The sequence below is a fragment of the Colwellia sp. E2M01 genome, from assembly GCF_018860585.1.
Taxonomy (GTDB): domain Bacteria; phylum Pseudomonadota; class Gammaproteobacteria; order Enterobacterales; family Alteromonadaceae; genus Colwellia.
On record NZ_JAHKPR010000068.1, the window covers coordinates 1 to 14,956 of the forward strand.

The window sequence follows — 14,956 nt, forward strand, 5'->3', positions numbered from 1 at the left end:
ATTGAAAGCTACATGCTGCGCGTGCTTTAGCGGCGAGTAAGTCGTTAACTTAATCAAATAGACAGTAGATTTTACGTCATCTTCGAAATGTCTAGTCGAAGATCCATGCGCTTGTAATCATTGACTCAAACAACTGGATCCCCGACAAGACAACTCGGGGATGACGTGTGAGGGTAAGTAGTAATCGAGCTCTTTTATAGTAAGGCTTTTTGCATTCGATAAGCATCACTACCGTCTTCATAATAATCACTATATTCACCGAAGACCCGATAGTTTAATCGTTCGTATAATGATATTGCTTTAGAGTTTTTTTGTGATACTTCTAAGCGCAAAAGAGAATGCCCATACCTTACTGTTTCAACTTCTAGCTGGGTTAATATCTCACTCGCAATATTTTGTCCTCGGTAGTTAGCGTCTACAGCTAACGAGTACAACCTCGCTACCTTAGTGCCGTTATAACGCCAAACTAAACCATAACCTAGTAATGAATTTAGTTGTTTATTTGTATTGGCATGAGTAGTTTTTTTATCAACATCAACATCAACATCAACATCAACATCAAAGTTAACATCTTCAACAACCAATAAAATACCGTGTTTAGCTGTTATCCAATGGCGTAAGCTGCGTTGACTTAATTTGTCATATGCAAAGCACTTATTCTCTAAGGCAACGAGCGCAGATAAGTCATCTTTCTGCGCTAGTCTATATTGATATTGTCCTATTACTTTCGCTGTATTTACCATCACTGTTAGCGACCGCGATCTTCTAAACGACGATGAAATTCAGCCATAATTTGCATATACAGCTCATCTTTTAAGTAAGCGTCTTCAATTTTGTAATCAATACTCGGGTTATCATTAACTTCAAGTACATACGCTTTGCCATCAACATCTTTTACATCAACACCGTATAAACCGTTGCCCACAACACTTACCGCTTTTAGTGCTGAGTCTAATACATATTTGGGTACTTCAAAGGTTGGTAATGTTTCAAAACCACCAGAGAAAAATCGGCTAGAGCTATGGTTGTAAATTTGCCAATGACCGCGTGCCATAAAATATTTACAGGCATAAATCGCTCGGCCATTTAACACGCCAATACGCCAGTCAAAATCGGTGAACATATATTCTTGAACTAATACAAGGGCACTGATTTTAAGTAATTCATCAAGTTTAACCGTTAGCTCTTCACGATTTTTCGCTTTAAATACGCCATTAGAAAAAGATCCTTCAGGTAATTTTAATACCATAGGATAACCAAAGGTTTTCTCTAAAAAGGCTATTGTGTCTGAGCTTTGATCGTTTACGACTTCAGTTTTTAAACTACGCACTTTTTTATAATTAAAAGCGTCGTGTAAATACACTTTATTACAGCATCGTAAAATTGAGTCGGGATCATCCATTACCACTAAACCTAAGTCTTCAGCTTTGCGGGCTAAACGATAAGTATGATGGTCAATTGCCGTTGTTTCACGAATAAATAACGCATCGTAATGGGCAATATTGTCTATTTGATCAATACTGACGACTTCAGCGTTAATGCCATATTTGCCAGCGGCTTTAACAAAACGTGCAATAGCTTCTTTATTACTCGGTGGAACTTTATCGTTATGATCAACTAATATCGCCATATCCCAACGTGAATTTTTACGATTTTTGTTTATGCGCCATACCGTTTGTTTAAAGTCATCTAGCTGCGATAAAAACTCTTGTTTTTGCTGACCATCAAGCTCAGAAAAAGACATAGGGGTAATTGTTATCGTTGGTTTTACATCCAGCAATTGCACCGTTAAATTGAGCAATGGGGCAGGGTACAAAGCAAATATTTTAGCGGTTAACTTATCAAGTGTATTATCGTTGGTTTTACCAAAAAATACGTGTTTGTTAATCGTAGTTAAATTACTGGTAAGATTAACTTTTAACGTGTTAACCAAGTTAGCTAATAGCGCAAAATTGTCGCTGTCATGCGCCATATTACGTAAACCATTAATGGTTTTTACGCTAGGTAAAACACTATGGTTTCGGGCTTCAGCAAGTAAAGAGCAGTAATAACCTTTACTTAAATATTGGTCAGTGTCGCATAAATTAATAATGCGCGTTTTCGGCTCATTTAATTTAGGGTATTCACGAAAATATTTTTCAAAACTAATAACATCAGAGCGACCTTCACCAAGGTCAACATGCTCACCATCTACTACAATGAGTGTTTTGTACACGTTTGGGTTTTCCTTAAAATAATACAATATTGGTTATCACGATGCATTGCCATTTGAGGTGGTTTTCAGTAGATGTAGGACGGATTATGAGTTCGTGATAATCAGTGAAATGCTCGTGTTTTGCAGAATTTATCACCTTTTTATTTGGATGAATACAAATAAAAATTAATATTTTTATTTTGTTTTTTAGTTCTTATAAATCAAACTATTGAGTTATTTGTTGGTGGTTTGATAAAGGTGTTTTCGGGGCGTTTTTTTAGAATAAAGCTACATAAATATTTTATGATGTTAAAAAGAGAAGTACCGCTGAGTTGCAACGGTAACTTACAATAGTAAAAGATGACATAAACTCTTTAAATTCATATATGCAAAAACTATATGCAAAAACGCTTTTATAGTGATTTTTTTATCCAGTTTCCTTGAAATAATTCCACTTCAAATTTTGCCCATTTTTGAAAACTACTCTGGTTACCCACTTTCATTAACCCCTTACCTTTACCGGCAATAATTTTAAAGTGCACTTTAGCTTTTTCAATACTGGTTATTTGTTTTATGTTCCAACTTTCACCTAAAGATCCATTACTGTAAAAGTGATTAGGCTTTAACTCTTGTTTCTTTTTGGGTTTGTTAGCAACAGAGTGAACTAAGGCGCGGTCAAAAATAAGTGCTAATTCTTCAGTACTTATATCGACAAATGAATCGAGCTGTAATAAAGCGGCACTTACATCTTCATGGCTTAACGAATTTACGGACTGTTGACTGCTAACCTTGCTAAAATTTAAGTGAGCAGGGTATCTACGCCATGAAAAAGGCGCATTAAATAATACACCAATGCCAATTATAATTAATACGCTAGGCAATAAAGGATCCCATATAAAGCTAAAGCCTAGGTTATATACATACTCACCACCTTGTGTACAAAACAACGCGGTAGCGCCACCAGGCGGATGTAAACAACGTAAAAAATACATTGCCAATACCGCACCACCCACAGCAACAGCACCTGACAATAAAGGATCGGTAATATGTTGATAACATAATATGCCAACCAACGCTGAAACTAAATGTCCGCCAAAAACATGCCAGGGTTGCGATAATGCACCATGAGGGAGCGCATATACTAGTGTGGCACTCGCTCCCATAGAGCCGATTATCAATAACGAGCTAGGTTGTTCAATATATGGAGCCATCAATAGTTGGCAAAGATATATTGAGATCATCGCACCAATACCTGAAAGTATTTTTTCAAGGTGTGAGGTACTGTTTTCTTCAATGCCTAGGTATTTACGTGCTTCAGAAAAAATATAACGAATTTTTTTTTTATTTTTTAGATTCAAATTAAATGTCATTATTAAATAATATCTCTACTAATCTTATTGATTTTTATTGATTTTTATTGATTTTTTATTTGTTTGTGTGTTTTTTATTAGGTGTCGAGGCTAAAATCATCACATAAAACAATTTAAAACTCAGTCCAGTTATCAACAATGTAAAGTGCCAAAACATTAGCCAAGGAAAAGCAATAGGTGATTCATTAATGAATACATAATAAATAGCGGCTAAACATAATATGAATGAAAAGAACATGCCGAATATTCCTAGTTTATATAAATTCAAAAGCATCACCTTGTTTTGCACTTTGTTGGTGCTATCTGGTTAACCATTTAGGTGCATAGGTTAACTGTTGTTTTAAATTGTGTATAATGAATATTAATGATACTTAAATTCATAAATAATGAATTTAAATGTGGTAATAAAATACTTAACTCAACTCAACACAACTTAACTGAAGTGGTTTCATTATGGATATTGAACTAGCCAAAACATTTTTGGCAATTATGAATGCCGGTACCTTTATTGAAGCGTCTAATCGGCTTAATGTTACGCAAACCACAATTACTGCTAGGGTTAAAAGTTTAGAAAATCATCTTAAATGCGCGTTGTTTATCCGTAATCGAGCGGGTGCTAAGCTAACGCGTGAGGGGGAAGCTTTTGCAGGTTATGCGTTAACCTTGGTACAAACGTTAGAGCAAGCAGAATTGCATTTGTCTTTACCGCAAGGGCAGAGTGATACAATCCGTATTGGCGTAGAAAACAGTTTGTGGAATCCGTTAATGGTCGATTGGGTAACGGCGATAACACAATATGCCCCAGAGCTGCATATTCACAGTGAAGTAGACAGTACTGAGGGGCTAATTGCTTTACTTGAAAAGAATACCTTAGACATTATTTTAGTGCATCAACCTAGTTACTTTTCGGGATTTGCAGTTGAACAAGTCGTTGAAGAAAAATTAGTACATGTTTGTGTGCCACAGCAGTATTCCCCTGATTTATTTATAGATTGGGGAGAGCAGTTTAAGCGGAATTTTGATGCTGCATTACCGCAAAAAAGACAAGCAGCACTGAGTTTTAACTTTGGGCCATTAGCCTTAAAGTTTATGTTGAAAAATGGCGGTAATGGCTATTTTAGAACGCGGGTTGTTGATAAATACTTAGTTTCAGGTGAGCTTGAGTTAGTGAAAGGATCGCCAGAATTTTCTTGTCCTATTTATATTGTTTACCATGCGAATAAAGAGTCAAGTGCGTTAGACAAAGCGCTAAAAAGTTTAAAAGACAGCTTAGCGCTTAATCAGCAGTGGCTAGTTTAATTATCCCGAACGAAAAATAAAAAACGCCACCTTCATGGAATATTACACAGGGCAGCGCTAAGGGAGTTGTTTTAATATGCGGTATATTCGATGCTATTTCGATATCAACTACGCATATTATAATGAATACTAAGCTGTGGTGTTGATGATTGAATCACCCGCGTCAAGATCAAATTTTTCAGATACCTGATCGAGAATAGATTGTCGGTCTTCATCGGTTAATTTACTGTTATTACTTTCAGCTAATTTTTCTTCCATTAACTCTGTTAAATACTCAACAATTGAAGTTATTTCTTCAGAGCTTTGTTTTGGCGGAGGAGGTGGTCTATTACCGTCTTCACTAACACCGGCTAGCTCGCCAATAGATTTAGCATCAAAACCTGAATCAGCTAATACCTGCTCAAAAGAAGAACTTGGCTGAATACCTGCTTGTGAGAAGGTTTCAACAATACTTTGCGCATCTGCTTCGGTAAGGTTTTCGACATCAAATTGCGCTAATGTTTCGGTAATTAAGCTTTGTTGTTCTGTCGTTAAGCTTTTTTCTGAGCCAGAGCCAGATTTTGGCGGCGGTGGCATTGACATGCCTGAGTTGACTGAATCGATCATGGTTATTGTTCCTTTTGATGACGTTTTTTTGGTTGTGGTGGCTTGTGATTAACAAATTCTTCGTTACTAATAAAACCACTACCGTCAATATCTATCATGTCAAAAATAGTTTGGTGGTCGCCGTGAGGAATTTCTTGTGATGAAAACTCTTCAAAATCAATTTCGCTATCTTGATTAATATCGAGTTGTTCAAAGGTAGGTCTTTGGGGAGGACCATTTTTACTATGTTCAGCGTTTTCGGCTTGCACAGTTGTGGCTGTAGAGATAACTATGGCAATGCTTAAAACTAGTTTGCTATATTGATTCATGAAAGCTCCTATTGCTATCGGGCATATTTTTAAAAAGCCCAAGAAATAAATTTACTTGGTCTTAATTACAAAAAAGAATAACAACAGACAATGCAAACAATGTGCAAAAATAAAGGAATGTAAATTTTATTGATGCACAATGTTAGAAAGAAAAAGAAAAAGAAAAAGAAAAAGAAAAAGAAAAAAAGAAAAAGTTATAAGACTAAACGATAACCCGTGCCATAAACTGACTGGATCCAATCTTTACCTGCACTTATATCGATAAGTTTTTTACGTAATTTTTTAATATGGCTATCTATAGTACGGTTATTTACAATTCGATGATCGGAATACATATTCCCCATTAATTGCTCTCGGGTGAATATTCGCTCAGGTTTATTCGCTAGTTGTTTTAATAGTTGAAATTCTACCGAGGTGAGAGACACTTCACTTTCTTGAAAAGTAACTATTAGTCTGTGTTCATCAAGGTTTAACATATTAGGGTTGTTAGCTTGTTGTGAACTTGTGGATTTATCTGTACTTTCATTGCTTAGATTTTCGGCTGATGTTTGTAATTCAGTACGTCTTAAAACGGCTTTAACTCGCGCCACTACTTCTCTTGGGCTGAAGGGTTTACAAATATAATCGTCAGCGCCTAACTCTAACCCTAATAATCGGTCAATTTCTTCAACTTTTGCAGTAACCATTAAAATAGGTACATTGGAAAATTGTCTTATTTCTTTGCACAGATCTATGCCATTTTTACCTGGTAACATAATGTCGAGCAAAATGGCGGCAGGTTGATTGTCTTTAACCCATGTGAGTACTTCATCACCATGGTGGATCAACTGCGTGTTATAGTCAGTTAAGGTAAAGTAATCAGCTAGAATAGTGGCTAGTTTTATTTCATCTTCTACAATTAAAATGGTTTTCGACATAAGACTCTCTGTATAACGATTTTAAGGTAAATCAATTTATTAAGTAAAATAAGTTAACTACTGGATGTTAAAGGTAATGAAATAATAATGGCTAGACCGCCTAACACTGATTTTTGCGCAATAATCTCACCTTGATGCGCCAATACAATATGGCGACAAATAGATAAACCTAAACCTGAACCTCCTGTTTGACGGTTTCTTGAATCTTCTACTCTATATAAGTGTTCAAATAAGTGTGGTAAATGCTCAGGGTTTACGCCAATACCATTATCTTCAAAGGTTATGACAATGTTAGGCTCAATATTAGTATTATTTACTGTTGCACCATTACTCGCTAACTTATTATTCGATAAACTTTTGATTTCGTTATTAATAACAATTGAAATGGTCAGCTGTGTTGCAGTTGAGTATTTAATGCAGTTATTAATTATATTTTCAAATAATTGTACCATTCTGTCTTTATCAGCATAAATTTCGACAATTTTTGAGTGATAATTAAGGTTTAGCGAAATACCGGCATCAGCTAAATAACTAGTGTATTTCTCTTGTTCGTTTTCAATTAAGTCAATTAAGTTTTCTTGCTGTTTACGATAACGCATACCACCAATGTCGGTACTGGCTAGTAAATTTAAGTCATCTATTAAGCGTTGCAAATGTTTAACCTCATCATTAGCTGATACAATGTTGCCATGGCTAAGTGGACGAACGTTATCAATCATTGCTTCTAATTCACCACGTAAAATAGCAACAGGGGTGCGAAGCTCATGTGATATATCTGCTAACCAGCGCTTTCTTGCTGTTTCGTTTTCAGCTAACGTTAAGGCTAATTCATTGTAATCACGACTTAATTCATATAATTCATCTCGTCTATTAAGCATAATTGACTGTTTATAATCACCTTGCGTTAGCTTGTGCATACCGCGTGTTATTAATTTAATTGGCTCTACTATATGCTTAGCTAAAGGTAAGGTAACAAGCGCAACTAAAGTCATTACAAATAAACCGATAAACCATAAATAATATTGTTGTTGCTCTATAAAAGCGATTTCATAACCTTGGGTAAGTAAGCTGCGCTTAGAAACTGCAAAATAGCCAACAATAGCATTGTTAACTTCAATAGGGTTTTTTACATAATCTAAACTAGGTTGGTAACTACCTACGACTAATTGTTGATTTTTATCAAGTAGAGCATAATGCGCTTCTGGCTGTGGTGGAGGTGGGCGATTGGCTCTATCAGGAGAGTGTGGCGGTCTATTATTTTCTGATCTTGCATGAAGAGGGCGCTTATCATTTTTCAAATACGGAGCATGGTTAGTCTTATTTAAACGCATGTTTTTCGCTGACGGCTTTCTGGGTGACTTATCAAAATCACTACCATTGAGTTGCTGTATTATTAATCGACGAAACTCAATATGGTTATCTTTCATTGATAACCAATTATTATCAACTTGATATATTGTTGAAAATTTTGCAACAACAGGTTTTAAAGTTTCAACTTCTTTTGAAATAACATATTCAACCATGCCTTTACCAATGCTCCATTGCATTAATAAAACTAACACAGTGACTAAAACAAGGCTGAAACTGAATAGAAATAGGAACAATTTATTTTGAATTTTCATAGATATGTAATTGTCTTTAATCCTTTATTTAGTACTAAAATTTATACTTTAAAAGTGCTTGTTGATAATGTTGCCACTATATTGAAATGACTATGATACCAAAACAATGTGCAAATATTATGGATATAGAAAATGCAATTTCCTAAAGGTTATTAGTATTTTAATTACACTTTAAATAGTTCAATACCTAGATTAAGTAACCTCAGACTGGTTAAGCAAAATTACTCAATAAGTTATTTATTGCTATATAGTGTTTTTTTGCTTTTATAATATTCATTAACCAGAGTTGAGGTTAAGTACTCATTTTGTCATTTTACCTTAACTGTCCTGTCATCTTACTTTAATTTTTTGGTCATCAATTTGCCATAAAACTTACCTACTGTATTGCCAAATTTAATATCAACATAAAATTAGTTAAGATAAGGTATAAATATGTTTACAAGTAAATTTACAGGTCAAAGCTTTAAAGTTGGAATGTTAACAGTGGCACTCTCCCTCGCATTAACGGGTTGTGATGGCGATGATGGGATCGCTGGTCTAGATGGTGCACAAGGGATTGTTGGTGAAACTGGTGCTAATGGTGCTGATGGTGTTGATGGAACAAACGGCGTAGACGGAGCAGACGGTGTAAATGGAGCAGACGGTGCTAGCTTACCTCGTTCATTAAACGTAGAAGTGGTTGGTCGTTTTGCCACCGGAATTATCGGTAAAAGTGCTGCTGAAATAGTACAATTTCATAAAACTTCAAAATCTGCTTTTTCAGTCAATGCCGCTGAAAATAAAATTGAAGTCATTGATTTAACTAACCTGTCAACAACAGCTGTTGCTAGCCCTGTTAGTGATGAAAGTCTTAGCGCTACATCATTTACTTTTCCTGATTCTGTTACTGTAAAAGATGCAGCAGGCATGGATAAAACAATGGCATTAAGTGATGTTAATTCTATTGCAATAAAAGATGATTTATTAGCATTAGCTGTACAAGCAGATGTTAAGCAAGACAATGGCGCTGTATTGTTTTATAGCTTAAATGCTTTAGGTGAAGGTACCTTTATTAAAGCCGTAGAAGTTGGTGCGCTCCCAGATATGGTAACGTTTACTCCAGACGGTTTAAAAGTGCTTGTTGCTAATGAAGGTGAGCCAAATACTGATTATAGCAATGATCCTGAAGGTTCAATTTCTGTTATTAGTGTAACTAATGCTATACCAGCAGACGTTGCTAGCCATATCAATATGACAACAGACATGATCTTTAGTGATGATAACTTAGATGATGAAGATTTTGATACAGACGCAAAACGTTTAGAGTTGTTAACTAAAGCTGGCGTTAAATTTGCGGGCCCTGCAGGTAATACGGTTGCTAAAGATTTAGAGCCAGAATATATAACGGTTTCTGCGGATAGCAAAATGGCATATGTATCGCTGCAAGAAAACAATGCTATTGGTATTTTAAACTTAGAAGATTTAACAATTGAAGTGAAAGCTCTAGGTTATAAAGATTGGAGCAAATACCAATTAGATTTCAGCAATACAGATGAAGTTGCTAACTTTAAAAGTGTTCAAGGGCTTTATGGACTATACCAACCTGATACGCTTGCTTCATATACTTGGAACGGTTCAACATTTATTATTTCGGCAAACGAAGGTGATTCAAGAGATTATGACGCTTATACCGAAGAATATCGTATTAAAGATCTTGAAGACGATTTAGGTAAAACGTTATCAACAGAATTACAAATGCAATATGACGAATCAGGTGGTAAAGATTACCTAGGTCGTTTAAAGGTAACGGCAGCACTTGGCGATGAGGATGACAATGGTGAGTTTGAAAAACTATTCACTTACGGAGCTCGTTCTTTTTCTATTTGGGATCAAAATGCCAACCTAGTATTTGACTCAGGTGATGATTTTGGCAAAATTTCATCGGCTATTTTAGGCGAAAACTTTAACTCTGCGCACACTGAAAACAAAGGCGATAACCGCTCCGACGATAAAGGTGGCGAGCCAGAAGCGATTGAGGTAGGCGAAGTAGGCGACAGAACATATGCCTTTATTGCACAAGAGCGAGCAGGTGATTTATTTGTTTACGATATCACTAATCCGTTTAATACCATTTTTGTAACACATTACAATAATCGTGACTTTACGGTTGATTTTGAACTAGATGATGATTTAGCAGAGCCGTGTGATGTTGCTGAAGGTATGGATTGTACTGATGTTAATATGGCGGGAGATTTAGGCCCAGAAAGCATTAAATTTATTTCAGCAGAAGACAGCCCTACAGCAACAGCACTGTTAGTTATTGGTAACGAAGTATCTGGTACAGTAACTGTTTACCAAGTTACAGAGCAACAATAGGGCATTTACCGCTTTAATATTGATAGTAAATGATAAAAGTGTTTAATACTTTTATCTACTATCTCTTTATATGTTACCGATTTTTATTTTATTGGTAATACATATTTGTTGGTGATGGTTAACCTTTGATTCAGTTGAACAGTATCATTGTTAGCCATCACCTTATTTAACTGCAAAAAAGCCTTTATTTTCTTAGGGGCAGTTGATCTTTCGAAATTATTTTTACAGCAATTTGTTTACTATTCTTTGTATTAAACGCATATAAGGCAGACTATCTGACATGTAGCTGGTTTCACTAATATGCGATAACACCGTTTAAATTTCAAACAAGCACTGCATTTAGTTTCATTAAAAATTACTTACTCATTTTTGTTCCCATTTTAAATAGAATGACTAGTACTCTAAGTAGTAAGTAAAGCTGAGCTCAGTTTAATAAATATTGCCCTAGCAGCTATTTTCTCTCCTTTCATTGTTAAATTTACTTGCAATAGACCTGCTATTGACGCGAAATTTGCCTTGCTTACTTTTCCAAGGTACTTAAAAAAAACTAGCCCGCCAGCGTGCTAGATAAAATAATATTGTAAATTATTTCAATAGGTTGATGGTTTTTAAACCAAGTTCAGGTTAAGTAAAGCTAGTACTGTGATTAAGTTTATTTTAAATCCAATGAACTATAATAGTGAAAGTTCAGCAGGCTCTAATCTCGCGTTTTATTTTAATTTTTATAACCATTATTTGATTATTCTTGAAAACATAATCGTCAATAAGTAGAGATGTAAATCTTTATAAATACGGTACTAACCTAGGTTACCAGTTGCACTTATTTTATAAGTTATACCTTAAATTGGTTGACAGATTGGTAAGTTACTGTGACTATTAGTTACCGCATTTATTTTGCAGGTTAAACATACTTAAAATTCAGGGGAATGTTGTTAAGTGTGTTTTAAGCCAAACGATTAAAAATTAAAATTATTATAAATTTCGAGAGGAATAAAAAATGAAAACTAAATTAGCATTAGCGATTTCAAGCATATTAGCTATAGGTGGGTGTAGCGATGATTTTGAACCAAATACTACAGCCGGCCATTCAGTTGGCTCTGTTAGCGTTGAAGGTTTACCGTATTCAGGTGATCAAAATAGAATTTTAACAGCAACAGTATCTGACAGTGATGGTTTCACTGAAAGTGAAGTGGTTTATTCTTGGATTCGAACCAATGCTGATGGTGATACAACGACTATTGATGGTGCAACAGAAAATACCTATGCCATTGCAGCTGCGGATATAGGTTTCGCCATTTCAGTAAAGGCATCTTATACCGATAAAGGCGGTGATGCTGAACTTCCTGTTTCGGCGCCAACTGAAGTAATCGAAGCAGAACCTGCTGCGGTTGTTGGTACGGTAGAAATTGATGGTTATCCTTGGGTGGGTTACGAATTAGCGGCATTAATCGATGATAATAATGGTGTCTCTGATGATGCTAGTTATACTTGGTTAGCAAACAATGAGGTGATTACTCATGCTGAAGATAGCGAAATATTTACAGTAACTGATGCTGAACTAGCTAAAACAATCACAGTATCTGTAACTTATACTGATAATTTGGAATACTCTGAAGGACCTCATACGTCTGCAGCAACAGCCGCCATTACTCCCGAGCCTGCAGGTACTGAAAAAACTAAAGTGGCATCTATTACTGATAATGATTCAAGCGGTAATGGTCAATTAAGATATAAATTTAGTGAAGAAGACATCATTGTAAAAGGTAAAATGACATTATCATTCTCTAAAGATGACTTGTTTAATGGTGATACAGGTAAAGAAGCTTACCTTACCTTATTTGGTACAAGTACCTCAAATGCTGATGCACTTGTTGATATAAGAATTGGTAATACTGCGCTTAAAGTACGTGATGATGCAGGCACTGATGGTTATAACGATGCTCTAGCGGAAATAGCACAATACACAACGGGAGAGTGGGTTGATGTAGAAGTTACATGGGATGCAACAAATGCAACAGAGGCTGTGCTGCCAGAAGTTTCGATTACAATTAACGGTACAGAAGTTGTCGGCTCTCCTTTTACTTCACTAGCTAAAACTCCTAGTGTAGTCGCTGGCGGTGTTCAAACAGTTAACTTTAAAGTAGGTGATTCGAGCTCAGTAATGGGGCGAGCGGCTTTGAGAGTTGATGATTTAAAACTATACTCTGGCGAAGCAATAGCATACGAAGATGACTTTGAGAGTTATGCTGATGAAACTGAGCTTGCTGACAATACTGACTTTAATGCATCATCACCTGAAGCTGTGGTTGATGAGATAGTTGCTATACGACCAGCCGCTGAATAATTTAATTATTTCGAATTAATTCAAATAGCGCTCTTGTAGCGCTATTTTTTTGTCTAAAAAAAGTGAACGTAGCCATTTAGGTAAGTTTGTCTATGTATTATTATCGTTTAACATTGATCTTTTTATGCTTGATAAGGAGGGGCTGTGAATACGGTGTTAGCTTAACCCCCTTGTTGCTATCTAAAAAATATTATGTCTGAGATCTGCGGCTGATCAGAAAAAGCGAATTAGAAGATGATTTAGGATAAAGACCATTTTATTTGTAAGACATGTCTTACATTGCTGTGAGATATGTTGGCAAATATGGCATGCGTTTCTGTTTTAAAAAACCTAAAGTATTGATAATAAAGTGAATTGTATAAATCATAATTGTTACAATATTATTACAAATGAAAATATTATATTAACAGCTCCCTAAAAATATCTGGTCGGAGTACCATTACTTCTGTCAGGAAGACGAGAAGCAGGGGGCTTCAGTATTAAACTTTAGTTTTAATACATAAGGATATAATGAGTTATGAAAGGGATGGTAAATAACTTAAGGATTTACTTGGGATAGTAATACTAACTTACGGATAAGTAACAAAAGGATGTAAATATAAAGGACTAGATTGCAGAGGAAGCAATTTAAATATGGAAATTAAGTGACAGGATAGCACTGAAATTAATATGGATATAGACCAGGATGGTCGTGTAAGGAAACAAGGTCAGGAAGACTAAGTTATGGATAACGTATCTAATCTTAAGGAAATGAGTGGACTCATGAAGGATAGACTAAGGATAGTGTTTCAAGGAAGATGAGATATTAAATATGCGTGCAGGATGCGCCGTATAAGCTAGTAGTAAAGAATGCGACTTTTTTAGTCGCATTTTTTATTTATGTGAATTATTTATGTGAATTATTTATGTGAATCATTTAGTGGAACTTTTTAAATAATAGTTTACTTTTTCGTCAGCACAGCGTATAGTTCAAAAATCGGTTAGTTATACTCACTAATTGTTAATTAATCCCCAGTTATTTTTTCGTGTTTTGTCTTTCCCTTTCACAGTCAGCCATCACCTTAATAAAAGCTATTACAATAAAGCTTTTTACTGCATGAGATCCCGAGTGGTGCTCGGCTATTTCTTCGTATTAATATAATGTTATATGCAGTTATAGGCTTTTTTAATATTACGCGTTGCGTAATTAAAGGAGTTATATATGTCTTATACTTATCAAGGTAAGGTTTTTGCTATTGCAGCACCGGTAAAGTCTATTTCAATCAACAAATTAAATGTTGTAGTTAAAGATCAAAGCGGCTCTCAATTGTTTAAATTTAACCAAGTTAATGAGTCAAAAGATTTTCTAGCTATGTTATACCAAGCGAACTAATGAAGTGATTTTTTAAAATGACCTAAATATCCAATAACATCTTTGCTTTCAATCCCAATAGCCAGCTATTGGTCAATCAAGCGCCTTGTTCTTGAACATTTATCTTCATTAAAAATTTATCACTTAATTAATCCGATTGGTATTATACCAAGCTTAATCTAAGCTTTAAGTAAACATAACAAGCAGATACTTTAACTGAGAGCTAACTTTCAGTTAACTAAAAAACCAGACCTTCTAACCTTCTTGAGGAAATGAGCTCTGGTTTTTTTATATCTATTATTTAGAGTATGTTATTGGTTTAGCTCTTAAACTGATAGCCTGAGTTCAAGGACAAAGGTTAAGCTAATCGACTTTGTTAATGATCACTTCTATTTTTTTGCTGTTTCCTGCATACCATTTTTGCACATAAAGAGTACCTAATATTGGTGGCATACCGTCTTTAGGTATTTCTTTATAGCGTACGCTGTTTTTGTTTTCTTTTTCAATTTCAAAGTTAATTGTTGTTTCAGTCATAATCTACTTTCTTTAAAGAATTTATTACTTAATTTGCGTTATACCAAGTTGATTAA

At 35.1% G+C, this 14,956-nt stretch carries 12 protein-coding genes; 4 read left to right on the top strand and 8 right to left on the bottom strand.

Annotation, left to right across the window (positions count from 1 at the left end; genetic code table 11):
- Positions 1-194: 194 nt before the first annotated feature.
- The 3 genes from KO502_RS12760 to KO502_RS12770 form a co-directional block, all read right to left on the bottom strand.
- Positions 195-743, bottom strand: coding sequence for an N-acetyltransferase (locus KO502_RS12760; RefSeq protein WP_216023000.1), 549 nt, complete (start codon positions 741-743; stop codon positions 195-197).
- Between the two features lie 5 nt (positions 744-748).
- Positions 749-2,215: a RimK family protein gene (locus KO502_RS12765; RefSeq protein ID WP_216022946.1), complete on the bottom strand. Its 1,467-nt coding sequence runs from the start codon at positions 2,213-2,215 to the stop codon at positions 749-751.
- A gap of 392 nt (positions 2,216-2,607) precedes the next feature.
- Entirely contained in the window at positions 2,608-3,564 is a 957-nt protein-coding gene (locus KO502_RS12770) for an HPP family protein (RefSeq protein ID WP_216022947.1), read from the bottom strand.
- A 453-nt stretch (positions 3,565-4,017) separates the two neighbouring features.
- Here KO502_RS12770 and KO502_RS12775 point away from each other — a divergent pair, with 453 nt between their 5' ends.
- Positions 4,018-4,863 (top strand): LysR family transcriptional regulator, encoded by an 846-nt coding sequence (locus tag KO502_RS12775; protein WP_216022948.1) that lies wholly within the window; start codon positions 4,018-4,020, stop codon positions 4,861-4,863.
- A gap of 129 nt (positions 4,864-4,992) precedes the next feature.
- Here KO502_RS12775 and KO502_RS12780 read toward each other — a convergent pair whose 3' ends face one another.
- From KO502_RS12780 to KO502_RS12795, 4 genes are all read right to left on the bottom strand, one after another.
- Positions 4,993-5,469, bottom strand: coding sequence for a hypothetical protein (locus KO502_RS12780; protein ID WP_252730758.1), 477 nt, complete (start codon positions 5,467-5,469; stop codon positions 4,993-4,995).
- A gap of 2 nt (positions 5,470-5,471) precedes the next feature.
- Entirely contained in the window at positions 5,472-5,777 is a 306-nt protein-coding gene (locus KO502_RS12785; protein WP_216022949.1) for an EF-hand domain-containing protein, read from the bottom strand.
- Between the two features lie 194 nt (positions 5,778-5,971).
- Positions 5,972-6,694, bottom strand: coding sequence for a response regulator (locus KO502_RS12790; protein WP_216022950.1), 723 nt, complete (start codon positions 6,692-6,694; stop codon positions 5,972-5,974).
- Positions 6,695-6,747: 53 nt separating this feature from the next.
- Positions 6,748-8,316: an ATP-binding protein gene (locus KO502_RS12795; RefSeq protein ID WP_216022951.1), complete on the bottom strand. Its 1,569-nt coding sequence runs from the start codon at positions 8,314-8,316 to the stop codon at positions 6,748-6,750.
- Between the two features lie 432 nt (positions 8,317-8,748).
- Here KO502_RS12795 and KO502_RS12800 point away from each other — a divergent pair, with 432 nt between their 5' ends.
- The 3 genes from KO502_RS12800 (at position 8,749) to KO502_RS12810 (ending at position 14,387) form a co-directional block, all read left to right on the top strand.
- The gene (locus KO502_RS12800; protein ID WP_216022952.1) at positions 8,749-10,671 is read left to right on the top strand and encodes a choice-of-anchor I family protein; all 1,923 of its coding nucleotides are present in this window, start codon (positions 8,749-8,751) and stop codon (positions 10,669-10,671) included.
- 997 nt (positions 10,672-11,668) lie between these two features.
- Positions 11,669-13,015, top strand: coding sequence for a hypothetical protein (locus KO502_RS12805; protein WP_216022953.1), 1,347 nt, complete (start codon positions 11,669-11,671; stop codon positions 13,013-13,015).
- Positions 13,016-14,216: 1,201 nt separating this feature from the next.
- A complete protein-coding gene (locus tag KO502_RS12810) occupies positions 14,217-14,387 on the top strand; it encodes a hypothetical protein (protein ID WP_216022954.1) in 171 nt (56 codons plus the stop codon).
- 342 nt (positions 14,388-14,729) lie between these two features.
- On the opposite strand, the gene KO502_RS12815 is transcribed toward KO502_RS12810, so the two are convergent.
- Entirely contained in the window at positions 14,730-14,900 is a 171-nt protein-coding gene (locus tag KO502_RS12815; protein ID WP_216022955.1) for a hypothetical protein, read from the bottom strand.
- Positions 14,901-14,956 lie beyond the last annotated feature (56 nt).